This is a genomic window from Pseudomonas furukawaii (assembly GCF_002355475.1).
In the GTDB taxonomy this organism is placed as follows: Bacteria; Pseudomonadota; Gammaproteobacteria; order Pseudomonadales; family Pseudomonadaceae; genus Metapseudomonas; species Metapseudomonas furukawaii.
On the sequence record NZ_AP014862.1, the window covers coordinates 4,799,458 to 4,823,338 of the forward strand.

26 protein-coding genes and 1 pseudogene are annotated in these 23,881 nt (G+C 61.8%); 15 read left to right on the forward strand and 12 right to left on the reverse strand.

Annotated elements, in window-relative coordinates; genetic code table 11:
• Positions 1 to 51 precede the first annotated feature (51 nt).
• The 5 genes from KF707C_RS22130 to KF707C_RS22155 form a co-directional block, all read right to left on the reverse strand.
• Positions 52 to 1,089 (reverse strand): phage integrase, encoded by a 1,038-nt coding sequence (locus KF707C_RS22130; protein WP_096368056.1) that lies wholly within the window; start codon positions 1,087 to 1,089, stop codon positions 52 to 54.
• Positions 1,089 to 2,372, reverse strand: coding sequence for a hypothetical protein (locus KF707C_RS22135; protein WP_096368057.1), 1,284 nt, complete (start codon positions 2,370 to 2,372; stop codon positions 1,089 to 1,091). The genes KF707C_RS22130 and KF707C_RS22135 overlap by 1 nt, the downstream gene beginning before the upstream one ends.
• 465 nt (positions 2,373 to 2,837) lie before the next feature.
• Complete coding sequence (locus KF707C_RS22145; RefSeq protein ID WP_003450473.1) at positions 2,838 to 3,221, reverse strand: hypothetical protein; 384 nt, start codon at positions 3,219 to 3,221, stop codon at positions 2,838 to 2,840.
• Entirely contained in the window at positions 3,214 to 3,462 is a 249-nt protein-coding gene (locus KF707C_RS22150) for a MerR family transcriptional regulator (protein ID WP_003450476.1), read from the reverse strand. The genes KF707C_RS22145 and KF707C_RS22150 overlap by 8 nt, the downstream gene beginning before the upstream one ends.
• A complete protein-coding gene (locus KF707C_RS22155) occupies positions 3,459 to 3,674 on the reverse strand; it encodes a MerR family transcriptional regulator (RefSeq protein WP_003456723.1) in 216 nt (71 codons plus the stop codon). The genes KF707C_RS22150 and KF707C_RS22155 overlap by 4 nt, the downstream gene beginning before the upstream one ends.
• A 127-nt stretch (positions 3,675 to 3,801) precedes the next feature.
• Here KF707C_RS22155 and KF707C_RS22160 point away from each other — a divergent pair, with 127 nt between their 5' ends.
• The 4 genes from KF707C_RS22160 (at position 3,802) to KF707C_RS22170 (ending at position 6,180) form a co-directional block, all read left to right on the forward strand.
• Positions 3,802 to 4,077: a helix-turn-helix domain-containing protein gene (locus KF707C_RS22160; protein WP_036992229.1), complete on the forward strand. Its 276-nt coding sequence runs from the start codon at positions 3,802 to 3,804 to the stop codon at positions 4,075 to 4,077.
• A 91-nt stretch (positions 4,078 to 4,168) separates the two neighbouring features.
• Positions 4,169 to 4,831, forward strand: coding sequence for a hypothetical protein (locus KF707C_RS22165; protein WP_036992228.1), 663 nt, complete (start codon positions 4,169 to 4,171; stop codon positions 4,829 to 4,831).
• Positions 4,832 to 4,835: 4 nt separating this feature from the next.
• Entirely contained in the window at positions 4,836 to 5,564 is a 729-nt protein-coding gene (locus tag KF707C_RS29195) for a hypothetical protein (RefSeq protein ID WP_131679670.1), read from the forward strand.
• Positions 5,565 to 5,904: 340 nt separating this feature from the next.
• Positions 5,905 to 6,180 (forward strand): Rho-binding antiterminator, encoded by a 276-nt coding sequence (locus KF707C_RS22170; protein ID WP_004421315.1) that lies wholly within the window; start codon positions 5,905 to 5,907, stop codon positions 6,178 to 6,180.
• Positions 6,181 to 6,238: 58 nt separating this feature from the next.
• Here KF707C_RS22170 and KF707C_RS22175 read toward each other — a convergent pair whose 3' ends face one another.
• The 5 genes from KF707C_RS22175 to cysM all read right to left on the reverse strand — a co-directional run bounded on the left by KF707C_RS22175 (position 6,239) and on the right by cysM (position 12,303).
• On the reverse strand, positions 6,239 to 6,778 hold the full coding sequence (locus KF707C_RS22175) for a DUF2058 domain-containing protein (protein ID WP_004421311.1): 540 nt from the start codon (positions 6,776 to 6,778) through the stop codon (positions 6,239 to 6,241).
• A 20-nt stretch (positions 6,779 to 6,798) separates the two neighbouring features.
• The gene (mazG, locus tag KF707C_RS22180; protein WP_004421308.1) at positions 6,799 to 7,629 is read right to left on the reverse strand and encodes a nucleoside triphosphate pyrophosphohydrolase; all 831 of its coding nucleotides are present in this window, start codon (positions 7,627 to 7,629) and stop codon (positions 6,799 to 6,801) included.
• Positions 7,630 to 7,721: 92 nt separating this feature from the next.
• A complete protein-coding gene (gene relA, locus KF707C_RS22185; protein WP_004421306.1) occupies positions 7,722 to 9,968 on the reverse strand; it encodes a GTP diphosphokinase in 2,247 nt (748 codons plus the stop codon).
• An 84-nt stretch (positions 9,969 to 10,052) separates the two neighbouring features.
• Positions 10,053 to 11,405, reverse strand: a complete 1,353-nt coding sequence (gene rlmD / locus KF707C_RS22190) for a 23S rRNA (uracil(1939)-C(5))-methyltransferase RlmD (RefSeq protein WP_036992227.1) — start codon at positions 11,403 to 11,405, stop codon at positions 10,053 to 10,055.
• Entirely contained in the window at positions 11,392 to 12,303 is a 912-nt protein-coding gene (gene cysM, locus KF707C_RS22195; RefSeq protein ID WP_004421300.1) for a cysteine synthase CysM, read from the reverse strand. The genes rlmD and cysM overlap by 14 nt, the downstream gene beginning before the upstream one ends.
• A 203-nt stretch (positions 12,304 to 12,506) precedes the next feature.
• Between cysM and KF707C_RS22200 the strand changes: the two genes are divergently transcribed.
• From KF707C_RS22200 to KF707C_RS22220, 5 genes are all read left to right on the forward strand, one after another.
• Positions 12,507 to 13,307, forward strand: coding sequence for a tetratricopeptide repeat protein (locus tag KF707C_RS22200; RefSeq protein WP_004421298.1), 801 nt, complete (start codon positions 12,507 to 12,509; stop codon positions 13,305 to 13,307).
• Positions 13,308 to 13,654: 347 nt separating this feature from the next.
• Entirely contained in the window at positions 13,655 to 16,411 is a 2,757-nt protein-coding gene (locus KF707C_RS22205) for an ATP-binding protein (RefSeq protein WP_004421296.1), read from the forward strand.
• A 61-nt stretch (positions 16,412 to 16,472) separates the two neighbouring features.
• Positions 16,473 to 17,459 carry a 2-hydroxyacid dehydrogenase gene (locus KF707C_RS22210; protein WP_004421294.1) on the forward strand — a complete coding sequence of 329 codons (987 nt, stop codon included), beginning with the start codon at positions 16,473 to 16,475 and terminating at the stop codon, positions 17,457 to 17,459.
• 31 nt (positions 17,460 to 17,490) lie between these two features.
• Entirely contained in the window at positions 17,491 to 17,931 is a 441-nt protein-coding gene (locus tag KF707C_RS22215; RefSeq protein ID WP_004421293.1) for a hypothetical protein, read from the forward strand.
• Positions 17,928 to 18,335: an META domain-containing protein gene (locus KF707C_RS22220; RefSeq protein WP_004421292.1), complete on the forward strand. Its 408-nt coding sequence runs from the start codon at positions 17,928 to 17,930 to the stop codon at positions 18,333 to 18,335. Before KF707C_RS22215 ends, KF707C_RS22220 begins: the two co-directional genes overlap by 4 nt.
• A 6-nt stretch (positions 18,336 to 18,341) precedes the next feature.
• Here the strand turns inward: KF707C_RS22220 and dinB are convergent, their stop codons facing one another.
• A complete protein-coding gene (dinB, locus tag KF707C_RS22225; RefSeq protein WP_004421291.1) occupies positions 18,342 to 19,397 on the reverse strand; it encodes a DNA polymerase IV in 1,056 nt (351 codons plus the stop codon).
• A gap of 357 nt (positions 19,398 to 19,754) precedes the next feature.
• Here dinB and KF707C_RS29200 point away from each other — a divergent pair, with 357 nt between their 5' ends.
• The 4 genes and pseudogenes from KF707C_RS29200 to KF707C_RS22230 all read left to right on the forward strand — a co-directional run bounded on the left by KF707C_RS29200 (position 19,755) and on the right by KF707C_RS22230 (position 22,066).
• Positions 19,755 to 20,423, forward strand: a complete 669-nt coding sequence (locus KF707C_RS29200; RefSeq protein ID WP_131679669.1) for a hypothetical protein — start codon at positions 19,755 to 19,757, stop codon at positions 20,421 to 20,423.
• Positions 20,423 to 20,983 carry a hypothetical protein gene (locus KF707C_RS29205; protein ID WP_131679668.1) on the forward strand — a complete coding sequence of 187 codons (561 nt, stop codon included), beginning with the start codon at positions 20,423 to 20,425 and terminating at the stop codon, positions 20,981 to 20,983. Before KF707C_RS29200 ends, KF707C_RS29205 begins: the two co-directional genes overlap by 1 nt.
• Positions 20,984 to 21,022: 39 nt before the next feature.
• Positions 21,023 to 21,247 (forward strand): annotated as a pseudogene (locus KF707C_RS30240) (MBL fold metallo-hydrolase); the annotation flags it as partial.
• Between the two features lie 6 nt (positions 21,248 to 21,253).
• Entirely contained in the window at positions 21,254 to 22,066 is an 813-nt protein-coding gene (locus tag KF707C_RS22230; protein ID WP_231992286.1) for a ComEC/Rec2 family competence protein, read from the forward strand.
• A gap of 56 nt (positions 22,067 to 22,122) precedes the next feature.
• Here KF707C_RS22230 and KF707C_RS22235 read toward each other — a convergent pair whose 3' ends face one another.
• Positions 22,123 to 22,917 (reverse strand): DNA adenine methylase, encoded by a 795-nt coding sequence (locus KF707C_RS22235; protein WP_004421289.1) that lies wholly within the window; start codon positions 22,915 to 22,917, stop codon positions 22,123 to 22,125.
• A 287-nt stretch (positions 22,918 to 23,204) separates the two neighbouring features.
• Between KF707C_RS22235 and KF707C_RS22245 the strand changes: the two genes are divergently transcribed.
• Together KF707C_RS22245 and KF707C_RS22250 are read left to right on the forward strand one after the other, a co-directional pair.
• A complete protein-coding gene (locus tag KF707C_RS22245; protein ID WP_036992225.1) occupies positions 23,205 to 23,420 on the forward strand; it encodes a hypothetical protein in 216 nt (71 codons plus the stop codon).
• A gap of 64 nt (positions 23,421 to 23,484) precedes the next feature.
• A complete protein-coding gene (locus KF707C_RS22250) occupies positions 23,485 to 23,874 on the forward strand; it encodes a hypothetical protein (RefSeq protein ID WP_036992224.1) in 390 nt (129 codons plus the stop codon).
• The last annotated feature ends 7 nt before the right edge of the window (positions 23,875 to 23,881 follow it).

Genomic DNA, 23,881 nt, shown 5'->3' on the forward strand with positions numbered 1-23,881 from the left:
CCTCGCGCCCGGTTTTTTCGTTTGGGCGTTGTCGCCTACCTTTTTGATTTATCAGGCTTTTTTCTGATCTTCCTGCTCTGCAAGCGGGGAGGTGTCGAAGAAGTGTCGAAAGTCTCTGGTCGGGCCGAACTCCAGAACGTCCTGGAAGTGACCGGGTGCAAGGTGGGCGTAGCGCATGGTCATCGCCACCGACGCGTGTCCCAGGATCTTCTGCAGCGACAGGATGTTCCCCCCGTTGGCCATGAAGTGCGACGCGAAGGTGTGCCGCAGCACGTGAGCCTTCTGGCCGGCAGGCAGCTCCAGGCCAGCTTCCTTCACCGCCTTATCGAACCTGTTCCGGCAGTTGGTGAATAGCCCGTGCTTTGAGAAGTGATCAAGGATGCGGGCTTCCAGCTCGGGCGTGATCGGGATCGATCTACGGCGCTTCGACTTCGTCTCCACGAAATGCACCGCGCCGCCCTTCACCCTGGACGGCACCAGGCCCTGAGCTTCTCCCCAGCGGCAACCCGTAGCCAGGCAGATGGTGGAGATCAGCTCGACGTGAACGTGCTGCATCGAGCGCAACGTAGCGAACAGCCTGTTCAACTGGTCGTGATCGAGGTAGGCCAGTTCCCGCTCCTGGAGCTTCATTGGCTTCACCGTGGCCAGCGGGTTCGGGTAGTCGATTTCCTGGAACTCGATCAGCACGTTGAACAAGGCGCGGAGGTAGCCGAGTTCGTTGTTCATCGTCTTGCGGCTGATGCCGGCCGCCAGGCGCTTGGCTCGGTACTCGGCGAACTTCACGGCGGTGAACTGGCAGCCGATCGGGTCGCCCAGGCGCTCGATCATTCGACGCATCAGCAATTCACGCCCTTCAAAGTCAGAGAGGCCATTGCCGTGCAGGATGCCCCACCGTTTCAACAGTTCCAGCAAACGACGGCGGTCCCTCGGACGGGGTGACCAGTCCGGGGTTTCGATGCACTTGGCCCGGCAGGTGGCTTCAAAGCGCAGGGCCTCGCCCTTGGTCTTGAACGTCTTGCGGAAGCGCTTGCCCTTGATGGGTTCGGTATCGACCTTCCAACGGCCATCCGGTAGTTGCTGGATAGCCATCAGACGGCACGCCCCCATCGGATGATGCGTTCCTCCAGCAGTTGCTTGATGCGCTTGTAGAGGGCCCGTTCGTCCATGCCCTTCTGGGCGTAGTGGTCACGGATCAGCGGCCAGCACTCCCAGTCGCGGAGGCCGGCAAAGGCCTTTTTTGCGCCGATGCGCCCCCTGGCGACAAGGCTGATGAAGTTGCCCAGGAAGAGGTCGATGTTCTTTCCCGAAAAGCCCTGGGCGGTCTTGTAGTGGCGCTTGTAGTGAGTGCGGCCCGCAAGCGAGACGCCGGGCACCGAGACTTTCACGTCTTGCCGCATGAGCGACCAGAACGCATCGAACACGCCCTTGCTGGAGCAGAGGCGGAAGGACTCCAGGCCGTACTGGAACAGCCCGTTCAGGTGCGGGGCCAGTTCCTTGTAGGTGCGGCTGTCGATCATGGCGCCGGTGTCCATGCAGGCCGAGCCGTCGGCGAACTGCTGGACGATGGAGTGGTGAAAGCGCAGCTCCACGCGCCACACCGGGGCCTTGGCGTCGTAGTTCTGGTCGTCGTCCGGGGCGAAGGGGTTGTCCATGGTCTTCCAGACCGACTGCCAGTAGTCGAGCTTGTCGATGCTGTAGGCCTGGAGGGACTTGTTGTAGATGGCCAGCTGCATGCCCGAGGCGGAGCCGAACAGGAAGGACTGGGCGTTGCCGTAGGACACGGCCTCACCGTCGTAGAACACTTCGTTGATGCCGGTGATGCTGCGCCGGGTACGGGCGCGGCAGAGCAGGCGATCCATCAGATCCTTCGGCGGTTTCCAGCCTTGCACGTCCAGGGCGAGGTGGACGGCGCACTGGTTGGCCTCCACGCATTCCAGGGCGGCCTGGGCGAAGCGGTCCATCCACTCCTGCAGCACCTCTGGCGGACACGACTGGATGGCATGAGGGCTGACCTCGATCTTGAGGTGGGCGCCGATCACGTCGGCCTTCACGTTGAAGTTCTTGAGCAGCAGCACAAAGCCCAGGTCGTTGTTCTGCAGCTTGTACTGGTAGCCGGAATCCCGGCTGACACGCCCCGCGTGCCACTGGTGCCCGGCAAAGCTGACCAAGCCGCTTTCCTCGAACAGGGCCAGCACCTGGGGCCGCACCATGCCCCGGTACAACTGGCGCACGGTGTCCACCCGGCAACCCAACAGGCGGACGCCCGACAGGTTGGTCAGGCGGGCCGACTTCTGGTCGAAGAACAGACGGGAGTGGCGGCACTCCTGGCCGGTCTGCAAATCGACGCGAATCTGGTCTACGGCTTTCCTCATGTCGTCAAACTCCATGAAATGACACGAATTGAAATGGCGTTAAGCCATTGATAGGACGTGCTACAGGGACGTCCCGACGACCGCTTGAGCGCGGGTCCCACCCGCACGCGGGAGCCCTCCCGCGCTCACGCGTTTGCGCGGTACGCGCTGCGCGCGTATCCGTGCAAAACGCGTGTGCGCTCGGATTGGCACATTCATTCCGGGGAGGGCTCTGGAGGGCGACCGATACAGGCTCGGCCAGCGGGCAGGGAATCAGCAGCGGGGGCAGCGGGGGCGTGGGTTCACGGAACTGCGGCCAAAGCAGGGTAGCCAGTACCGCCAGCAGGGCCAGGGAGAACACCAGGACCCCGACAACACCAAGGGCGCCGCCCTTGTCATCCCGCTCTTGCCGCCGAGGGCTCGGGAGCGCGGGGCGGTGAAGCTGCCCCACACTCCCCAGCCAAGGCTGCCAGGGCTGGTGTACGGTCAAGGGTGCGCTGCGCCCGTGCTTCCGTTCGCCGGAACTGAAATACGATTCCGACGAGCCGGGAGCGCGGCCCCTGACCGGATCAGGCCACCGAACACGGGAGAGGGCTGGTCCGAGCCCGACAACGGGCGGCGGTGCAGCGTGGTGAGGGTGCGGATGTTCGACCAGAACACCTCATTCGGGAAGCGCTCTTCATGGAGGGCATTGAGGACCAGGAAGTGGCCTTCCTCAACGAGGCCTTCCAGCGGCACCACCACGCCGACGATGTGGAAGCAGCGCCAGAGCGGCTCCGGGTCCTGCTCCCACACCAGCTCCATCATGACGGTCTGGCCGATCAGGCCCATGGCCTGGGTGGCGTTCAGGTTGAGTGCGAAGCTAGTCATTGTCGTAGTCCCCCTCATCGAACTCGTCCTTGCCGTGCTCCAGGTCCTCGCACAGCCGCTCCAGGTTGATCAGGCGCGAGCCCTGGACCCTCACCGCAGGCACGGTGCCGTTGTCCATCCAGCCCACCACGGTTTCGACGGAAACGCCGCACATGTCGGCGAAGGCTTCCGCGCTCATTACGGCGCTGTTGCCGCTGGAAGGCAGGGCGGCCAGGGTGAGGCGTACGTTGGCGTTGTTCATGCGTTCCACTCCTGTTCCAGAAGCCATTGGCGCAGCAGGGCGCAGTTGACCATGCGCAGCTTGCCGAGCTTCACCGAGGGGATGATTCCCCGATACACCCAGGCGCGGGCGGTGTCGCAGGTGACGCCGTTGCGATCCGCCCAGGCGGCGATGGGTTCTACGTCCTGTTGGGGGCCGGCCAGGCTGGCCGGTGAGAGGTCTTCCAGTTCCATGCTCGTTCCGTCACTATTCGTCTCTGTGAGTGGATATCCATCCTTAATTGATCCAATTTGGATCAATTAAGGCGGATCATGCCACTTTTGATCCGAATTGGATAGATCACCAATAGATCGAAAAGTTATGATCAAAGCACGTGTTATAGAGATTTTGAAAAGCTCAGAGATGCGCCTTCCAGAGCTGGAGGAGCGGACAGGTATCAGTCGTTACACTTGGAACAACCTCAAGAATCCAGCCCGAAGTAGAGAGATCAAGGAAACCGAGATCCTTGCGATCGCTGAAGTGTTCCCGCAGTACAGGTGGTGGTTGCTGACTGGAGAGGTCATGCCCGAGATCGGACAGACGAGCCCCGCCTATGATGAAGCCCATTCAAACTTGCCGGCTTCCAACGCGGACTAGCAAGCCACCGGCAAGGCATTGACCACTGGTTCTATCGGAATTTTGGTTCTAAGATTTAGGTTTTTCTTTATTGGAATTATGGAGTTTTATCTTGTTTGAAAACATGACTCTTTTCAGCTGCCAATTAGCGCTGTTCGTCGAATCTGGAAGTGTCCGAGCAGATGAACTCAGCGTGGAAGTTAGGCGCGGCATGGATTTGGGCAGCTACGAGCCAATGTTGATCCCAGAAGCTCCAGGAATGCCTGAGGAATTCCCTAGGCTCCAGATAAATACGTCGAAAGGCTATCAGCTTACAATGAGCAAGCTTCGGATTGACTTTTTTATGTCGCTGCCGTTGGGCCTCGAAGACAAAGAGCTTACAGAGTTTCATCAAAGGGCATCCCAGCTACTTGGAATTCTTGGTAGTTACGGGTTTTCTTTCTCGAGAGTTGGCCTTATTTGCAACTACTTCCTTTCAAGCACTGTTTCGGCAAAAGATGCTGCCCAGAAGTTTCTTAAGGTTGATAGCGATGACGTAGCTGAGCTGAATTTTTCGATCACAAAAAGATTCGAAAGAGGCGGTCGGCTCTTGAATAATTTATATAATTTTGCTTCAGGCGCCTCCGCTCACATGGGGGATGGATATGTTTTGGTGAGAGATGTTAATACAGTTCCTCACATAAACTATTCAATGTCGCCCCGAGACATAGAAGAGTTGATTGACTTTATGAAGGGGATGATTGATAGAAATAGTGTTTCCGATTTTGTGAGATAAAAATATGTCGTCGAAAAAGGATGGCGCACAAAAGGGTGGGGCCCCGGGGGCTGGCTTCAGTAAGACTTCGGCCGGGGGGTCATCATCAAGCTCTAATGATTTTTTTAAGGCATCCGCTAGTGCGGCCTCTGCCTCTTCAACTTCGTCCGCCTCGCTGGGTGAAGCAGCTTCTAACAATATCTCTCAGGCCGATATAAAGGAGCAGCTTGAAAGGTATGCTCAGCAAGCGTTTGCCAAGCTTGCTTTGGAAGTGGAGCGGATGCATGCAGAAAAGGTCGTATATATCGAGCAGGCTCAGAGTCGTGTATCGAGAAATATCGAGCATTCCACTAATATGCTAAAGACCATTCAGGAAAGTCTCGATACATCCACCAAGATGGTGGAGAAATCTATCGAGGCCCGGGAAAAGCTTGAAAATGAAATATCATCCATAAAGTCCAATGCGGTTTCTGCTCTTTCGATATTTGTTTCTTTTTTTGCCTTCATTACTGTCAGTATCAATGTTTTCTCGAAGGCCGCAAATGTGGCTTCGGCTTCAATTCTAGTTGTTGTTTTTTGGTGTCTTTTAATTGGGTTTAATATACTTATTGCAATGCGGTTTAAGGTTAATGGTGGGGGGCGTCAGTATTGGCTTGCTCTACTTATGGTGGTTTTAGTTTCATTCCTTTCGGTAGGGCTTATCCACTGGCTGCACCCAATCACGGTTGATCGAGTTATAAGAATTTTAGTGTAGGCAAGACCAGGGAGCGCTAGGAGAAAGGGGGGTCATTCTCTTCTCTTTCGCAGCGCAAGGATGACTCGCGGGTTAAAAAGCCTGTCGAAAAAGTGTCGAAGCCACTGGCGAGAACTGGCCTGAATCGACATGGGCGATTGGTTGAGAAGCCCGTAACGACGGGCTTTGCAACGCAATGAAGTGGCAATCTACAGGGCCTCGCGCCCGGTTTTTTTGTGCCGGCGACAAAGCCGAAGCGGTGCTGGGCGCAACCTCGGTGAAACAGGCTGATACTGGAAGGGGATTCCGACCGACTCGCCAGCGCCTATGCTTGGCACCGCTTGCCGCAGAGGAGATCACCATGACCCAGGACTACCAGCCCCTTTCCTGCGACCTCTACGACTACATCGAGATCGCCTGCCTGCACCACTACCAGCTGCACATCGAACTGGCCGGCGGCGCGCGCCTGGACGCACGCGCCGTCACCACCCTGACCACGGCGGACAAGGAGGAATACCTGCTGGTGCAGAACGAGGGTGGCCAGGAACGCCTGCGGCTGGACCGCATCACCGCCATCACCCCGCTCACCGAAGGGGCGAGCTTCGGCCGTGTCCTGCTGGGCAACCAGGTGTGCTGAGAATCGACAGGGCCGATCTGCGGGCATGAAAAACCGGGCCTCGGCCCGGTTTCTCGCATCACCACATCAGATCGTCCGGCACCTTGTAGGCGGCGTAGGGATCGTCCGCATCCGGCTCGTCCACCTGGGTATTGAGCAACACCACCCGGCGCGGGTCGCGCTCCTGGATCTTCAGTGCCGCATCGCGGGGAATCACTTCGTAGCCGCCGCCATGACGCACGATGGCCAGGGAGCCGCGACTCAGCTTGTCACGCATCATGGCGTTCACCGAGAGGCGCTTGACCTTCTTCTCGTCGACGAAGTTGTAGTAATCCTCGGTGGTCAGCTTCGGCAACCGGCTGGTCTCGATCAACTGCTTGATCTGGGCCGCACGCGCCTTCTGGTCGACCTTTTCCTGCTGCTGGCGATTCAGCTCCTGGTCACGGGCGGCCTTCTCGGCCTGGGCCTGGAGAGCCGCCTGGCGCAGGGAGTCGTCCTTCTCCACCTGGTTCTTCTTCTCCAGGCGGGTCTGCTTCTGCTGTTGCTTGGCGGCCTGCTTGGCCTGCTTTTCATTCACCAGCCCGGCTTTCAGCAGCTGGTCGCGAAGGGATAGGCTCATGGGTGGTTCAGTCTCTCTACTTAGCAGCCAAGGGCGGCTTTTTCCTGCTTCTTGGCTTCGCCCCAGAGGGCATCCAGTTCTTCCAGGGCGCAATCTTCAATGGGACGACCCGCATCGCGCAATGCCTGTTCGATAAAACGGAAGCGTCGATCGAACTTGGCGTTGGCCGAACGCAGCGCCGCCTCCGGGTCCACCTTGAGGTGCCGGGCAAGGTTGACCGCCACGAACAGCAGGTCGCCCACCTCCTCGGCGATCGCCTCGGGATCGTTCTCGCTCATGGCCTCCAGCACCTCGTCCAGCTCCTCCCGGAGCTTGTCCACCACCGGCAGCGCCTCGGGCCAGTCAAAGCCCACCTGGGCGGCTCGCTTCTGCAGCTTGGCGGCGCGGGACAGGGCCGGCAGGGCGCTGGGTACGTCATCCAGCAGGGACAGCTGTTCCGGTGCGGCGGCCTTCTCGGCGCGCTCCTCCGCCTTGATCTCCTCCCAGCGCTGCTTGATCGCCGCTTCCTCCAGGCGGGCCATGTCCGGCGCACCATGGAGGTCGCCGTCAGGGAACACGTGGGGATGGCGGCGCAGCAGCTTGCGAGTGATGCCGTCCACCACCTCGGCGAATTCGAAGCGCCCCTCCTCCTTCGCCAGCTGGCTGTAGTAGACGACCTGGAACAGCAGGTCACCCAACTCACCCGGCAGGTGATCGAAGTCACCGCGCTCGATGGCATCGGCCACTTCGTAGGCTTCCTCGATCGTGTGGGGGACGATGCTGGCGTAGTCCTGCTTCAGGTCCCAGGGACAGCCGTGCTGCGGGTCACGCAGCCGCGCCATCAGATGCAGCAGATCATTGAGTTGGTACATGGCAGGCATTCCAGTGAGCAGCACCGCAGGTTGGTACAGAGCGTAGCGAAGCCCAACATCGCAGCGTTGGGCTTCGCAGGCTCGGCGCCAACCTAGGCTGCGCGGTTACGACGGGCCTCGATGATGTTCGGCAATTGGGCGATGCGCGCCAGCAGCCGGCCCAGGGCATCCAGCCCGGGAATCTCGATGGTCAGCAACATGGACGCGGTGTTGTCTTCCTTGTTGGAGCGGGTGTTCACCGCCAGCACGTTGATGCGCTCGTTGAGCAGGACCTGGGAGACGTCACGCAGCAGGCCGGAGCGGTCGTAGGCCCGAATGACGATATCCACAGGGTAGGTCTGCACCGGCACCGGCCCCCAGCTCACCTGGATCATCCGCTCCGGCTCGCGACCGGCCAGTTGCAGGGCCGAGGCGCAATCCTGGCGGTGAATACTGACGCCGCGTCCCAGGGTGATGTAGCCGACGATGGGGTCGCCCGGCACCGGCTGGCAGCAACCGGCCATCTGCGTCAGCAGGTTGCCGACACCCTCGATCTGCACGTCGCCGCGCTTGCCCGGCTTGTAGGCCGTGGCCTTGCGCGGGATGAGCTCCAGTTGCTCGTTGTGGCCACGCTCCGGCTCCGCCAGCGCCTGGGCGCCATTGACCACATGGGCCAGGCGCAGGTCACCGGCGCCCAGCGCGGCGTACATGTCCTCGGCGGTGCGCAGGTTGCACTTCTCGGCGAGCTTCTCGAAGTCCACCGGCGGCAGCGCCAGGCGCTGCAGCTCGCGCTCCAGCATGGCCTTGCCGGCGGCGACGTTCTGGTCGCGGGCCTGCAGCTTGAACCAGTGGACGATCTTCGCCCGTGCCCGGGAGGTCGTGATGTAGCCCAGGTTGGGGTTCAGCCAGTCGCGGCTGGGCGCACCGTTCTTGCCGGTGATGATCTCCACCTGCTCGCCGGTCTGCAGTCCGTAGTTGAGCGGCACGATCCGCCCATTGACCTTGGCGCCACGGCAGTTATGGCCGATCTCGGTGTGCACCCGGTACGCGAAGTCCAGGGGCGTGGCGCCCTTGGGCAGGTCGATGGCATGGCCATCGGGCGTGAAGACGTAGACCCGGTCGGGCTCGATATCCACCCGCAACTGCTCGGCGAGGCCGCCGATGTCGCCCAGTTCCTCGTGCCATTCGAGCACCTGGCGCAACCAGGCGATCTTCTCTTCGTAGTGGTCGGAGCTGGACTTGACGTCGGTGCCCTTGTAGCGCCAGTGGGCGCAGACCCCGAGCTCGGCTTCCTCATGCATGGCGTGGGTGCGTATCTGCACCTCCAGCACCTTGCCATCCGGTCCGATCACCGCGGTGTGCAGGGAGCGGTAGCCGTTCTCCTTCGGGTTGGCGATGTAGTCGTCGAATTCCTTGGGGATGTGCCGCCAGAGGGTGTGGACGATACCCAGGGCGGTGTAGCAGTCCCGCACTTCCGGCACCAGCACCCGAACGGCGCGCACGTCGTAGATCTGGCTGAACTGCAGCCCCTTGCGCTGCATCTTCCGCCAGATGGAATAGATGTGCTTGGCACGGCCGCTGATATCGGCCTTGATGCCGGTCGCGGCGAGTTCCTCGCGCAGCTGCTTCATCACGTCGGCGATGTACTGCTCGCGATCCAGGCGCCGCTCGTGCAGCAGCTTGGCGATCTGCTTGTACTGCTCCGGTTCCAGGTAACGGAAGGACAGGTCCTCCAGCTCCCATTTGATGTGGCCGATGCCGAGGCGGTGGGCAAGTGGCGCGTAGATGTCGAACACCTCGCGGGCGACGCGATGGCGCTTCTCCTCATCGGCGTTCTTCACCTCGCGGATGGCGCAGGTGCGTTCGGCGAGCTTGATCAGCGCCACGCGCACGTCGTCCACCATGGCCACGAGCATCTTGCGCAGGTTCTCCACCTGCGCCTGAGCCCCCAGGACCATGGACTGGCGGGGGTTGAGGCTGGCGCTGATGGCGGCCATGCGCAGCACGCCCTCGATCAGCTTGGCCACCACCGCACCGAATCGCTGCTGCACGGCCTGCAGCTGGATCTTGCCTTCGCGTACGCCGCGATAGATAACGGCGGCCACCAGGGACTCCTGGTCCAGCTTCAGGTCCGCGAGGATCTCGGCGATCTCGAGGCCCGTCTGGAAGCTGGAAGTACCCTCGGCCCAGCGGTTCTGGGCGGCGATGGCCTGTTGCTCGGCGTCGCGGGCGAACTCGCACGCCTCCTTGAGTACCGCGCGGTCGAGCACCGGATCGAGGCTGATGACATGGTCCAGCCATGCCTCGAGGTTGATGCTGCCGTCCGTATTGACCGGCTGTTGCGCTCTCACCTGTACCATCTTGCCTACCTTCCCTACGACGTGAACCCCTCACGTCGAACTGTCGCCAGCCTCTGTCGTGCCGGTCGGATTACGCGGGCATCCCTAGCCCGCCTCGAATAACGCCATGGCCTCGACATGGGCCGTCTGAGGAAACATGTCGAGAATCCCGGCCTTCTTCAACTGGTACCCCTGCTTCACCAGCTCCGCGCTGTCACGCGCCAGGGTCGCCGGATTGCAGGATACATAGACCACTCTGCGTGCGCCGGTTGCCGCCATCTGCCGAACGGCCTCAAAAGCACCGTCACGGGGCGGATCCAGCAGTACCGCATCGAATCCCTGACGCGCCCAGGCCGCATCGGCCAGCGGGTTCGACAGGTCGGCCTGGAAGACCTGCAGGTTCTCCAGGCCATTGGCCCTGGCATTGCCACGGGCCCGTTGCACCATGGCCTCGACGCCTTCCACCGCCACCACTTCACGCACCTGGCGCGCCAGAGGCAGGGCGAAGTTGCCGAGTCCGCAGAACAGGTCCAGCACCCGGTCGCCCGGCTGCGGGTTCATCCAGTCTAGCGCCTGGGCGACCATCGCCTCATTGACCGCGGCATTCACCTGGACGAAATCTCCCGGGCGATAGTCCAGCTCCAGGTTCCAGCGCTCCAGCCGGTACGCCAGCCGGGCGTCCGCCTGGTCAGGCTGGGGCTCGCCTTCACCCTGAAGCCAGAGCTGCGCGCCCTGCGCCTGGCAGAACGCGCGCAGGCGCAGCAGATCGGCCTCGGCAAGCGGCTGGGTGTGACGCAGCAACAGCGCCGACGCGGTGCCCTGGAAGAGTTCCACATGGCCGACCGCCTGGGGCTTGTCGAAGCCACGCAGCAGGTCGGACAACCCGCGCAGCAGAGGCTGCAAGGGCTGTACCAGCACCAGACAATCCTCGATGCCGACGATGGCCTGGCTGGACGCCGCGCGGAACCCGACCTCCAGCTGCCGCGCCCTGGCATCCCAGCGCACGGCAATGCGCGCGCGCCGCCGATAACCGAACTCGGTCCCCACAAGTGGGGCCGCCCAGGTGGCCGGTGCCAGGTCGGCGAAACGTGCCAGTTGCTCGGCCAGGGTGCGCTGTTTCAGGGCGAGCTGTTCGCCATGGGGCAGGTGCTGCAGGGTGCAGCCGCCGCAGTGCCCGGCATGGGCGCAGGGCGGCGCCAGGCGCAGCGGGCTGGCGACCAGCACTCGCTCGGCGCGGGCCTCCACCACCTGGCTGCGAGCGGCGAGCACACGGGCCTCCACCTCTTCCTCGGGCAGGGCGCCGGCGACGAACCAGGTGCGCCCTTCGAGGAAGGCGATGCCCCGTCCGTCATGGGCCAGCCGCTCGATGCGTAGCCGCTGCTTCTTGCCCACGGGCACCTGCGGCGTCCGTGCTCCGCCACTGGGCTGGAAGCGCAGGCCTGCGTTACGCCGGGACATGGGGGGCGTCGTAGATTCCCGTGGAGAGGTAGCGATCGCCGCGGTCGCAGATGATGGCCACCAGGGTGGCGTTCTCCACCTCGCGGGAGAGTCGCAGCATGGCCGCCACCGCACCGCCGGAAGAGACGCCGCAGAAGATGCCTTCCTCGCGGGCCAGGCGACGCATGGTCGACTCGGCTTCGGCCTGGGCCATGTCGATCACCCGGTCGACGCGGTCGGCCTGGTAGATCTTCGGCAGGTATTCCTGCGGCCAGCGGCGGATGCCGGGAATCGCCGAGCCTTCCTGGGGCTGCAGGCCGACGATCTGGATGTTCGGGTTCTGCTCCTTCAGGTAACGCGACACACCCATGATGGTGCCGGTGGTGCCCATGGAGCTGATGAAATGCGTGATGGTGCCCTGGGTCTGTTGCCAGATCTCCGGTCCGGTGCCCACGTAGTGGGCCTCCGGGTTGTCGCCGTTGGCGAACTGGTCCAGCACCTTGCCACGACCACCGCGCTGCAGGCTCTCGGCCAGATCGCGGGCGCCTTCCATGCCTTCCTCACGGCTCACCAGAACCAGTTCCGCACCGTAGGCGGTCATGGCGGCCTTGCGCTCGGCGCTCATGTTGTCGGGCATGATCAGGATCATCTTGTAGCCCTTGATGGCGGCCGCCATGGCAAGGGCGATCCCGGTGTTGCCGGAGGTGGCCTCGATCAGGGTGTCCCCGGGCTGGATATCGCCCCGCAGCTCCGCACGGGTGATCATCGACAGGGCCGGGCGGTCCTTCACCGAGCCGGCCGGGTTGTTGCCTTCGAGCTTGACCAGGAGGGTGTTGCTGGTATCGCCGGCCAGGCGCTGCAAACGCACCAGCGGGGTCTGGCCGACGCAGTCGGCGATAGTGGGGTACTGCAGGGTCATGGCGGGTTTCGCAATCCGGACGCAGGGGCTGCATATGATAGCGACAAACCGCTCGACGCCATATCGCACAAGCGTTTCGGCTTATGGCTTACGGCTATAAGCCCGTGACGAAAAGGAATGGCCAGGGTCGAGGCGGTTTTACAGCCTTGATGAAAATGAATAGCATTCGCCTTCCTCAGCCTGCCCGCTCCGTCCTTCCGGCCATGACCATGCCCCTCACCCGAACCGAAACCCTCGACAGCGAGGCATTGCGTCAGCGCCTGGCAACGGACCCGCACCAGGCTGCCCGGATCCTTCTCGATGCCGCTCGCGAAGGCCTGGTGCCGGCCCAGACATTGCTGGGGCAGATCCTGCTCGACGGCACCGGCATCGAGCGCGATCCCGCCCTGGCGCGCACCTGGTTCCGAATCGCCGCCGAGGGCGGTGACGCCATGGCGCGCAACATGCTCGGACGTTGCCTGGAACAGGGCTGGGGAGGCGAGGTGGACCTGACCGCCGCCGCGCGTGAATACCACCTGGCCATGGCCTCCGGACTGGACTGGGGCTACTACAACTACGCTGCCCTGCTGGCGTCGGGACGGGGCGTGGAGCCTGACCCGGCCGGCGCCTTCCAGCTGTACCTCAAGGCCGCCGAGATGGGCCACGCCAAGGCAATGAACTTCGTGGGGCGCTTCTATGACGAGGGCATAGGTATCGCCCCCTCGTCCGAGCAAGCGCGCTACTGGTACCAGCGCTCCGCCGAAGCCGGAGACTTCCGGGGCCAGTTCAGCCACGCCGCCGCACTGGCGGACCGGGGTTATCTGGAGGAAGCCCTGCGCTGGCTGGACAAGGCCCTGGCGGGTGGCAACCTGAATTTCCTCCGGGCCAGCCGCGCCCGCCTGGCCCAGGCGCCACAGCCACAGATCCGGGCACTGGCCCTGCCCTATCACCAACGCGCCGCCGAGCTGGGCGACGACAGCGACCGCCGCGCCCTGGCGGACCATGTCCGAAACCTCCTTCCCTAGAACCAGGGACAGCGCAGTGCCTACAGGCACCGGCCTGGTAGCAGCCGGCTTGCCGGCGAATCGCGTGGATGGCTTCGCGGGCAAGCCCACTCCTACAGCGACTCCGTGCCCGGCCTGGTCTCGTAGGAGCCGGCTTGCCGGCGAATCGCAAGGGCCGCTTCGCAAGCGAGTTCGCTTGTATGTCGCAAGGTGGGCCTGTCGGGAATGGAGGGACTGAGCCCACGCCTGCGCATCGACACAGCCTGCGAGTGGAAATGATTAGCAGGTTAGGGTTCTGACAAAACTGCCTGAAGATTCCCACCCGATGAGTCGCTAAACTGCCCGAAAAGTGCAAGGGGAAGATGGGCGTGTACAAGGATCTGGGCATCAAGGGCCGCGTGCTCATGCTGACGCTGCTACCCACCAGCCTGCTGGCGCTGGTCCTGGGTGGCTATTTCACCTGGGTTCAGCAGGCCGACATGCAGGCCCAGTTGCTCCAGCGGGGGCAGATGATCGCCGAACACCTGGCCCCCTTGGCCGCTCCCGCCCTGACCCGGGGCGATGCGGTGCTGCTGGAGCGCATCGCCGACCACGCCCTCGACCAGGCCGATGTCCGCGCCGTGAGCTTCATCGGCGCCGACCACCGGCGCCTCGCCCACGCCGGCCCGCGCATGCTCAATGAAAGCCCCGCCGGGGAAGCCGGCAGCCTCACCCTGACCAGCAGCACCGAAGCCACGCGCTTCCTGCAACCGGTGTTCGAACGTCACCGCAATCTCTCCGCAGCCTCCACGAGCCTGGCCGAGGACCACCTGCTGGGCTGGGTGGAGCTGGAGATGTCCCACCAAGGCACCCTGCTTCGGGGCTACCGCAGCCTGCTGGCCAGCCTGTTGCTGGTGGCCGCCGGCCTGGGGATCACCGCCCTGCTCGCCCTGCGCATGAGCCGCGCCATCAACGACCCCCTGCGCCGGATCAAGCAGGGCGTGGCGCTGCTCAAGGAAGGCAGGCTGGAAACCCGCCTGCCGCCCCTGGGAAGCCATGAGCTGGACGAACTGGCCTCGGGCATCAACCGCATGGCCGAGGCGCTGCAGAGCGCCCAGGAAGAAATGCAGCACAACATCGACCAGGCCACCGAGGATGTGCGGCAGAACCTGGAAACCATCGAGATCCAGAACATCGAACTGGACCTGGCACGCAAGGAAGCCCTGGAGGCCAGCCGAATCAAATCCGAGTTCCTGGCCAACATGAGCCATGAGATCCGCACGCCGCTGAACGGCATCCTCGGCTTCACCAACCTGCTGAAGAAGAGCGACCTGACCCCGCGCCAGCAGGATTACCTGTCCACCATCGAAAAATCCGCGGACAACCTGCTGGGGATCATCAACGAGGTGCTGGACTTCTCGAAGATCGAGGCCGGCAAGCTGGTGCTGGAGAACATCCCCTTCAACCTGCGCGACCTGGTCCAGGACACCCTCACCATCCTCGCCCCCTCCGCCCATGAAAAACGCCTGGAGCTGGTCAGCCTGGTGTACCGGGACACGCCACTGCAGCTGGTGGGCGACCCGATGCGACTGAAGCAGGTGCTGACCAACCTGGTGAGCAACGCCATCAAGTTCACTCGCGAAGGCACCATCGCCGTGCGCGCCATGCTCGAGGACGACAGCGACGACGAGCTCGCGCAACTGCGCATCAGCGTTCAGGACACCGGAATCGGCCTCTCCGACGCGGACGTGAGGGCGCTGTTCCAGGCCTTCACCCAGGCAGACAACTCCCTCTCCCGCCAGGCCGGTGGCACCGGCCTCGGCCTGGTGATCTCCAAGCGCCTGATCGAACAGATGGGCGGCGAGATCGGTGTCAGCAGCACGCCGGGCGTGGGCTCGGAGTTCTGGATCAGCCTCAGCCTGCCCAAGTCCCTCGATGGCAGCGAGGACGCCTTCGCGCCCAGCCTCGGCCGGCGTCTGGTCGCCGTGCTGGAGCCGCAGGAACTCACGCGCCAGGCCCTGCACCATCAGCTGGAGGATTGCGGACTGGAGGCTGCGGACTTCTCCAGCCTCGACGCCCTGGTGGAGGAAGTCGCCGCCCGTCGCCAGGGCAAGCACCCCCTCGGTCTGGCGGTGATCGCCGCCGACAGCCGCAGCCTCTCGCCCGAAGACTTGGCCCGCCGGGTCTGGGAACTGGAGGAACTGGGTTGCAAGACCCTGGTGCTCTGCCCCACCACCGAGCAGGCGCTCTACCACCGCGTGCTCCCCGAATCCCACAGCCAGCTGCAAGCCAAGCCGGTGTGTACCCGCAAGCTGCAACAGGCCCTCAGTGTCCTGGTGGCGCCTCGCCAGGCGGCGGTCGAGCCCAGCGGCCCCGTCGTCAGTCGCGCCCCACGGTTGCTCTGCGTCGACGACAACCCCGCCAACCTGCTGCTGGTGCAGACCCTGCTCGGCGACATGGGCGCCGACGTCCTGGCCGTCGACAGCGGATTCGCCGCCCTGGAGGCGGTGCAGCGGGAGCGCTTCGACCTGGTGCTGATGGATGTGCAGATGCCCGGCATGGACGGCCGCCAGGCCACCGAAGCCATCCGCCGCTGGGAAAGCCAGCAGGGCCTGGATCCGGTGCCCATCGTCGCGCTGACCGCCCATGCCCTGGCCAACGAGAAGCGCGCCCTGCTCCAGGGCGGCATGGACGACTACCTGACCAAGCCCATCGGCGAGCGCCAACTGGCCCAGGTGGTCCTCAAATGGAGCGGCCTGACCCTCGGCAACCAGGGGGCTCCGCGCGCCATCCACGGGCCCCACGCCGAACGGGCGCTGCAGGTGCTGGACCCGGAAGAAGGCCTGCGCCTGGCCGCCGGCAAGGCCGACCTGGCCGCCGATATGCTTTCCATGCTGCTGGCCTCCCTGGACGCCGACCGCCAAGCCATCGCCCAGGCCGCCCGCAGCGGCGACCGAACCGCCCTGCTGGAGCGTGTCCATCGCCTCCACGGCGCCACCCGTTACTGCGGCGTGCCTCAGTTGCGCGCCGCCTGCCAGCTCAGCGAAACCCTGATCAAGCAGAACGACCCGGAGGCCCAGCACGCGCTGGAGGAACTGGACGCCGCCATCCAGCGCCTCGCGGACGTTGCCCGGGAGGAGGCCTGATCCGCGACAATGGGCGCTGGCCAGCGGCCAGCTATGCTGCTGAACGACACAAGGAGATCCCATGCGAACCATCCTGTTCAGCAGCCAGGCCCATGACCGCGACAGCTTCCTGGGCGCCAATCCCACCGTCGAACTGCATTTCCAGCAAGCCCGCCTGACCCTCGACACCACGGCGCTGGCCAATGGCTTCGACGTGGTCTGCGCCTTCATCAACGACGACCTCTCCGCACCGGTACTGGAGCGCCTCGCCAACGGCGGCACCCGACTCGTCGCACTGCGCTCGGCCGGCTACAACCATGTGGACCTGGCCGCCGCCGAGCGACTCGGGCTCACCGTGGTGCGGGTACCCGCCTACTCGCCCCATGCGGTGGCCGAGCACGCGGTAGCGCTTATCCTCGCCCTCAACCGACGCCTCCACCGCGCCTACAACCGCACCCGCGAGGGCGACTTCAGCCTCCACGGCCTGACCGGTTTCGACCTGGTGGGCAAGACCGTCGGTGTGGTCGGCACCGGGCAGATCGGCGAGGCCTTCGCCCGCATCATGGCCGGCTTCGGCTGCGGCCTGCTGGCCCACGATCCGCAGCGCAATCCGGGCGTCGAGGCGCTGGGTGCCCTGTACGTGGACCTGCCGGACCTGTTGGCCAACAGCGACATCCTCAGCCTGCACTGCCCGCTGAACGACGCGACACGCCACCTGATCAACGCCGACAGCCTGACCCGGATGAAACCCGGCGCCATGCTGATCAACACCGGCCGTGGCGCCCTGGTCGACACCCCTGCCCTGATCGAGGCCCTGAAATCCGGCCAGCTCGGCTACCTCGGCCTGGACGTCTATGAAGAAGAAGCCAACCTGTTCTTCGAGGATCGCTCCGACCTGCCCCTGCAGGACGACGTGCTGGCGCGATTGCTGACCTTTCCCAACGTGATAGTCACGGCCCACCAGGCCTTCCTGACCCGCGAGGCCCTGGCCGCCATCGCTCGCACCACCCTGGACAACATCACCGCCTGGGCTGCCGGACAGCCGTGCAATCAGGTGCAAGCCCAGTGATGGTAGGATGCGCGACCTAGCTGGAGGACCCATGGCCGAACACGATTTCCGTTACAACCTGCTCAACCCTGCCCACACCCTGAACGAATGCCGCGCGCTGTCCCCGGGCCTGTACCAGGTCACGGGCACTGGCGGCTCGATCCAGTCGGGCGACACCCTGCTGGTCACCCTCAAGGGCAGCCGCGACCTCAGCATGCGCCTGACCGTGGACAAGGTACGCCACCTGATCAACCCGCCCGGCCAGTGGCTGGCGGTGGCCAAGGGTCCGGCCTTCAAGGAACTCGCCATCCACAACTGGAAAGTGGACTGCGATGCCTGTGGCGCGCACCTGGACTTCGAGTTCGCCGTGGACGGCGGACTCGGCAAGGCGGCCCAGGCGCCGGCCGCCGAAGCCCGCATCGCCGAACTGGGCTGGCGCAGCCAGGCCGGCAAGCACTACTGCCCGAACTGTCGTCAGGAGGACACCCCATGAACCACAGCGCCCTGCCGTTGATCGTGCTGGCCACCGCCCTCGCCGGCTGCGCCAGCGATCGCCCGCGCCTGGAAACCGGCACCACCTACCAGGTGGAATGGATAGGCGAGCGACCGCTGATCGATCGCAGTCACCTGACCATTACCCTGGGCGACGACAACCGCGCCTACGGCAACGCCGGCTGCAACCACTGGTTCGCATCCTATGAACTGAAGGGCGACACCCTGACCTTCGGCGCCGCGGGCAGCACCCGCAAACTGTGCGCCCCGGCCCTGATGGAGCAGGAACAACGCTTCCTCGAGGCCCTGGACAAGGTGCAACGCTGGGACATCTCCCCTATCGACCAACTGCGCCTGTGGCCAGCCGAGGGCAAACCGATCCGGCTCTGGCCGGTGGAAGGCTGAGCCCGCCTAGAACAGGCTCAACTGCTCGGCGACTCCACGCAGGTCCTGCAAGCGCACGCCCACCCCGATCAGCCGCACCGGTTTATCGCCCCGGGCGAACGCCGCGCTGAGCAGTTGCCGGTAGCTGTCCAGGTCGCGCCGGGCGCCGGCCTGTTCCAGGGTGGTCTGGGTAAAGTCGTGGAACTTCAGTTTCACGAAGGGCTTGTCCGGCTTGTAGCTGGCGTCCAGCCGCGCCATGCGCCCGCGCAATTCGTCCAGCAGGGCCGGTAACTGCGCCAGGCAGGCCGGCAGATCCGGCAGATCGCGGTCATAGGTGTTCTCGACGCTGATGGACTGCCGCCGGCTGTCCACCTGCACGCTACGCTCGTCCTGTCCCCGCGCCAGGTTATAGAGGCGCTCGCCGAAACTGCCGAACTCCCGGGCCAGGGTCAGTTTGTTCCAGTCACGCAGGTCGGCGCAGGTGCGCACTCCCAGGCGCGCCAGCTTCTCCGCCGTGACCTTGCCCACCCCATGCAACTTGCTCACCGGCAGCGCGGCGACGAAGTCGTCCACCTGGTCCGGAGTGATCACGAACAGGCCGTCGGGCTTGCGCCAGTCGCTGGCGATCTTGGCCAGGAATTTGTTCGGCGCCACGCCGGCGGACACGGTGATAAGCAACTCCGCTGCAACTCGCCGCCGGATCTCCTGGGCGATGCGAGTGGCGCTGCCAGCGAAGTGCGGGCTGTCGGAGACGTCCAGGTAGGCTTCGTCCAGGGACAGGGGCTCGATGACCTCGGTGAAGTCACGAAAGATCTGGTGGATCTGCCGCGACACCCCTTTGTAGACGTCCATGCGCGGCCGGACGATGGTCAGGTCCGGGCAAAGCTTGACCGCCGTGCGCATGGGCATGGCCGAGCGCACGCCGTAGGCTCGCGCATCGTAATTGCAGGTGGCGACCACACCGCGCTTGTCCGGCGAGCCGCCGACGGCCAGTGGCTTGCCTGCCAGGCTGGGGTCGTCGCGCATCTCGATGGCGGCATAGAAACAATCGCAGTCAATGTGGACGATTTTTCTTTGGCTCATAAGCTGATGATATTTATGGTTTTTTTACAGAAACAGCCAATTGCTACCCTCTTTGATACCCGCCTTTTTTAAAGCTGCAAAATTTTGAAGAGCGCATGAAACGCACGCATCAGAATTTTCCGACGGGCGGCCGCCATGAGATCTCGGCCCCCCCCCTCGGGTAGGCCAGTCACTGCCCAAGACGCGCAGCTACGCTGGGGCGTAGATCTATACGGGCTATTGAGCCATGACCTATAGTCTCACCCAGGGATTGTCCAGAGTGGCCGAAGCCGACTCGACGTGCCATGATTGCGGGCTGCCAGATTTCACGCCTTTGGGATGAGGGTTACTGTGAGACATTCACCAGAAATAGAGGAAGTGACGATCGTGATCGTGGGTGTCTTCACGCCCGGGATCATGTCTCCGTTCTGGTTCTCGTTCCACGGATTAGTAAGTACCCGAGAAGCTGAAGAAGCTACCGTAACGCTAATGACTCCGGAACTGACCCAGATAGATTTTGGATGGGGAAGATTCTACGCCGACCAGCAGCGCATACAAGTTTCCACATCTCAGTCCCCATGGGTAAGAGCAAGCGACCTAATTTCCAAAATGCTCAGCGAAGTACTGCCTGGCACTACCTGTCGAGCAGTTGGCATTAATGTCTCAATGGACTACCCGGTTACTGCAGAGCAACGCGAATCTCTTGGCCAAAAACTCGCTCCAAGAGATGCTTGGGGAAACTGGGGGAAACGCTTGAACAATGCCGACCCGACAAAGCCGAGCAACGGCCTTACCCTAATAACCATGCGACAGGGTTCTGACCTAGAGAACCCTTACAATAAGTATGTGGATGTTTCCGTTAAAAGCTCTAACATCCTGAAACCATACGGCATATCCATATATATCAACGATCATTATTCGTACATGGATGAACCGGATTCCAGTGTAAATTCCGAGATTGCTGCAAAGACGCTCGCATCAGAATTCGAAAAGTCTTTGGAACGGTCTCACTCAATTGCGGAAGAAATTATGCAAGGAGTTGAATAATGGGCGCTACAGCTGCTTTGATATTTGACTCGAGCGCGGAGCTAAATCTCCCCGAGCACAACCAAACAGCACGCCCCTTTTCAGCAGCGGCCAACTCTCCTCGAATCCACGCATCGAGCTATGATTATTCCGCTCTTGTCGACCTTAACGAACCCGACAACAGTCTAGCAAAACCTCAGTCCCCGATTGAGCAACCAGCCCAAACAAGGATACTGCATAGTTTTGAGTTTGAATGCTCCTTCGTGGCAGAACAAGAGTGGGAAGGTTGCGTAACTTGGTTTGACGACAAGCAATTCCACGCTCATCTTCTAGACCTTACCAACGAAGGCATTGAGGAAGAAGCAGTATTCGATATCGGCGAAATATCAAGCATCCACCATGACCTTTTAAAAGAAGGCGCCCTATTCAGATGGTCAATCGGATATCAACGCCAGAAGGGTGGAACAAGAAGCAAAGTATCTAGCTTAGTCTTCAGGCGCCTACCTGCCTGGAGCGCGCGCGACATTGAAAGAAGCAAGAAGGAAGCCGACGACTTGCTGGCCGATCTTCAATGGGATTGAAGGGACAATAAAATTACCAGCTTTACCTTTGAGGTCAATCTGTTTGGGCCTGGTTATGGCGAATGCATTGTCGCCAAAATCGACCATGACAAATGGATGATTGTGGACTCTTGCCAGGATGAAGCAGGTAAACCTGCTGCACTCTCATACCTTGAGCAAATTGGAGTCCCGCCAGAGCAAGTTTCTCTAGTAGTGGTTACTCATTGGCATGATGACCACGTCAGAGGGCTATCAGAAATTGTACAAACTTGCACCAATGCAGTGTTCTGTATGAGCAATGTATTTTCAAGATCCGAGTTTGTGGCATTCTTGACAGCCTTCAATCAGACGCCACCCAACGACAAATTTTCATCTGGATCTATGGAGCTAATTCGCTCTCTAAGGTTACTCAGCGAACGGAAAGCTATCCCGCGCAGGGCCGAACCTGATCGGCGGCTCTTCTGTACGAAAATTGCCGATGGTGACGAAATTGAAATTTGGTCCTTATCCCCTTCTGATGCGTGCATGGAAAGGTTCATGAGATATATCGCATCGAATATGCCCCAGAAGGGGGTAACCAAGACTAGAGCACCATCGATCCACGCAAACGAAACAGCGGTCGCACTTCTTATAAAGTATGGTAATCATGCTGTACTTCTTGGAGCTGACCTAGAAGAAACCCATAAAGGCTGGACCGCTATTCTTGAGTCTGGCGGGCGACCCCAACAAAAATCGACACTATTTAAGGTACCGCATCACGGCTCGCAGAATGGCCACCATGACGGCGTCTGGGAAAAAATGCTTGCCCCAAATCCAGTGAGCATACTTACGCCATACAACCGCGGCTCAAAGCTTCCTACCGAAGCTGACATCGCGCGTATCGCGAAACGCTCCGAGCGTGCATTTACTACGCGTCATCTGCGGAAGACACGAAAACCCTCGCGCTCCTCCCTTGTTGAGAAAATGATTAAAGCAACTGCCACAGAGATAGCCCCAATCGACAAAAGCATTGGACACATCCGGGCCACGCTTAATCCTCACACCGACGACTGGGATATCGAGCTTCATAAGGGCGCGGCCCCCCTTCTTGATGCTACTGCTTGAAGCTTGGTAGCCCCTCTGGGACGACCAAGACCAACAGGAAAGACCGACTATTAACACTACAAGAGCCGCCCTAATCGGCCAGGCTCCCAGCTGGTTATCACTAGCTCTCCAGTGACCTCCGCCTGCCCCTGCCGCTGATTGGTATTGCTGTAGCGAATGTCGGTCCGTTCGAGGTGGAAGCCCTGAAACACCCGCCGGATATCAGGATGGTCGTTGATACTGACCATCACCCTCCCCTTGCACCGCCGCATGAAATCGGCCATCCGCTCATAGTTCTCGAACGGGAAGTCGACACCGTATCCCTCCGTCTGCCAATACGGTGGATCTATGTAGAGGAAGGTGTGCGGCCGGTCGTAGCGTTCGGCGCAGTCCAGCCAGGGCAGATTCTCGACGTAGACGCCGGACAGGCGCTGCCAAGCGGCAGAGAGATTTTCCTCAATGCGCAGCAGGTTGATGGCCGGGCCGGTCGTGGCCGTGCCGAACGTCTGCCCGGACACCCTGCCACCGAAGGCATGGTGCTGCAGGTAGAAAAAGCGCGCGGCGCGCTGGATATCGGTCAGAGTCTCGGGGCGGGTCATCTTCTGCCACTCGAAGATCTGGCGGCTGGAGAGGGCCCACTTGAACTGGCGCACGAATTCCTCAAGGTGGTTCTGCACCACCCGGTAGAGGCACACCAGGTCGCCGTTGATGTCGTTCAGCACCTCAGTGGGCGCCGGCATCGGGCGAAGGAAGAAGAGCGCAGCGCCGCCGGCAAACACCTCGACGTAGCACTCATGGGGCGGGAACAGCGGGATAAGGCGGTCGGCCAGGCGGCGCTTGCCGCCCATCCAGGGAACGATCGGATTGGTCATTTTATGCAAGCCTTTACTGTATGAATATCCAGTTGTTAGACTCGCCGCGCTTCGTGCACGAGGCGGGGAGCCTTGGCTGGGCTTGCAGGTACGGTCTGCGGGTTCAGCGGCCGGCTCTGGTGCTGGAACACCGGGGCCGGTCGCTTCTCATTGGTGAATCGCTTGAATGCTCGGGTGACAGCTATGAGCTGTTGCAGGACCAACCCCTCTATCGCAAGCCGGGGTTGAAATGCTAGCAATGCGCCTTCAGATAGAAGGCTCCGACAACGCAACACAAGGAAATGGACATGAGTGAAGTGACTATCGCGCTTGCAGCAAACACCAACGCAAGCTACGAACATGCCAGCCCGACCCGAAAACGCTCTATTGCTGTTGCCGCCGCGCTTGAATTGATCGCTGCACGGGTTACCTCCGCGCCTGCTAATGGAACGCACCTGCAGGCTGAGCTGAACAACTTGAGTACATACGCCGATCAGATCCAGTCAGCCCTCGAAATCAAGTAATGCTTTACGTTGTGCCGCACACACACCAGCGGCACAACAATTTTTCAATTCAAGAGGCCGACGAATGACATCCATCAACATGGAAGAAGCGCAAGCTATCGCAGGTGAGCTGCATCGCATGCATGATGAAGTCGACAGCCTAATGAAAGAGACAGGTGATCGCCGAAGCTTCACCGATGCCGAGGTCGAATCACTCCAGAAACGACTGAAAGCAATTAAGGGGGAAATCAAGGCAGCTGCAAAGCACGGCACTCTCTCCCGGAAGAAATTTGCACTCACAGACCTCGAGCGTTGCTTCTTCGCGCCAGCAGTTCAAAGGGCGTCAGCCAGTTTTAGACTGACAATCAATGCAAATCCAAGAAAAGTTAGTTGGGTGAGCGGCCTATATGACGTAGCCGACGACTTGTCCTACTACCTCAACAACCTCGAAACTTACCTCTCCGAAAATTCGTAATGCATAG

What these genes read in the sequence shown, in the direction of transcription:
- mazG (WP_004421308.1), bottom strand. Translation starts at nt 7,629, where the DNA reads ATGTACCAACTCAATGATCTGCTGCATCTGATGGCGCGGCTGCGTGAC.
- KF707C_RS22175 (WP_004421311.1), bottom strand. Translation starts at nt 6,778, where the DNA reads ATGAGCCTATCCCTTCGCGACCAGCTGCTGAAAGCCGGGCTGGTGAAT.
- KF707C_RS22220 (WP_004421292.1), top strand. Translation starts at nt 17,928, where the DNA reads ATGAACCACAGCGCCCTGCCGTTGATCGTGCTGGCCACCGCCCTCGCC.
- KF707C_RS22160 (WP_036992229.1), top strand. Translation starts at nt 3,802, where the DNA reads ATGATCAAAGCACGTGTTATAGAGATTTTGAAAAGCTCAGAGATGCGC.
- KF707C_RS22210 (WP_004421294.1), top strand. Translation starts at nt 16,473, where the DNA reads ATGCGAACCATCCTGTTCAGCAGCCAGGCCCATGACCGCGACAGCTTC.
- KF707C_RS22250 (WP_036992224.1), top strand. Translation starts at nt 23,485, where the DNA reads ATGACATCCATCAACATGGAAGAAGCGCAAGCTATCGCAGGTGAGCTG.
- KF707C_RS22155 (WP_003456723.1), bottom strand. Translation starts at nt 3,674, where the DNA reads ATGGAACTGGAAGACCTCTCACCGGCCAGCCTGGCCGGCCCCCAACAG.
- rlmD (WP_036992227.1), bottom strand. Translation starts at nt 11,405, where the DNA reads ATGTCCCGGCGTAACGCAGGCCTGCGCTTCCAGCCCAGTGGCGGAGCA.
- KF707C_RS29205 (WP_131679668.1), top strand. Translation starts at nt 20,423, where the DNA reads ATGGGCGCTACAGCTGCTTTGATATTTGACTCGAGCGCGGAGCTAAAT.
- KF707C_RS22145 (WP_003450473.1), bottom strand. Translation starts at nt 3,221, where the DNA reads ATGACTAGCTTCGCACTCAACCTGAACGCCACCCAGGCCATGGGCCTG.
- relA (WP_004421306.1), bottom strand. Translation starts at nt 9,968, where the DNA reads ATGGTACAGGTGAGAGCGCAACAGCCGGTCAATACGGACGGCAGCATC.
- KF707C_RS22200 (WP_004421298.1), top strand. Translation starts at nt 12,507, where the DNA reads ATGACCATGCCCCTCACCCGAACCGAAACCCTCGACAGCGAGGCATTG.
- KF707C_RS22170 (WP_004421315.1), top strand. Translation starts at nt 5,905, where the DNA reads ATGACCCAGGACTACCAGCCCCTTTCCTGCGACCTCTACGACTACATC.
- KF707C_RS22135 (WP_096368057.1), bottom strand. Translation starts at nt 2,372, where the DNA reads ATGAGGAAAGCCGTAGACCAGATTCGCGTCGATTTGCAGACCGGCCAG.
- KF707C_RS22235 (WP_004421289.1), bottom strand. Translation starts at nt 22,917, where the DNA reads ATGACCAATCCGATCGTTCCCTGGATGGGCGGCAAGCGCCGCCTGGCC.
- KF707C_RS22150 (WP_003450476.1), bottom strand. Translation starts at nt 3,462, where the DNA reads ATGAACAACGCCAACGTACGCCTCACCCTGGCCGCCCTGCCTTCCAGC.
- cysM (WP_004421300.1), bottom strand. Translation starts at nt 12,303, where the DNA reads ATGACCCTGCAGTACCCCACTATCGCCGACTGCGTCGGCCAGACCCCG.
- dinB (WP_004421291.1), bottom strand. Translation starts at nt 19,397, where the DNA reads ATGAGCCAAAGAAAAATCGTCCACATTGACTGCGATTGTTTCTATGCC.
- KF707C_RS22215 (WP_004421293.1), top strand. Translation starts at nt 17,491, where the DNA reads ATGGCCGAACACGATTTCCGTTACAACCTGCTCAACCCTGCCCACACC.
- KF707C_RS22245 (WP_036992225.1), top strand. Translation starts at nt 23,205, where the DNA reads ATGAGTGAAGTGACTATCGCGCTTGCAGCAAACACCAACGCAAGCTAC.
- KF707C_RS22130 (WP_096368056.1), bottom strand. Translation starts at nt 1,089, where the DNA reads ATGGCTATCCAGCAACTACCGGATGGCCGTTGGAAGGTCGATACCGAA.
- KF707C_RS22230 (WP_231992286.1), top strand. Translation starts at nt 21,254, where the DNA reads ATGAGCAATGTATTTTCAAGATCCGAGTTTGTGGCATTCTTGACAGCC.
- KF707C_RS29195 (WP_131679670.1), top strand. Translation starts at nt 4,836, where the DNA reads ATGTCGTCGAAAAAGGATGGCGCACAAAAGGGTGGGGCCCCGGGGGCT.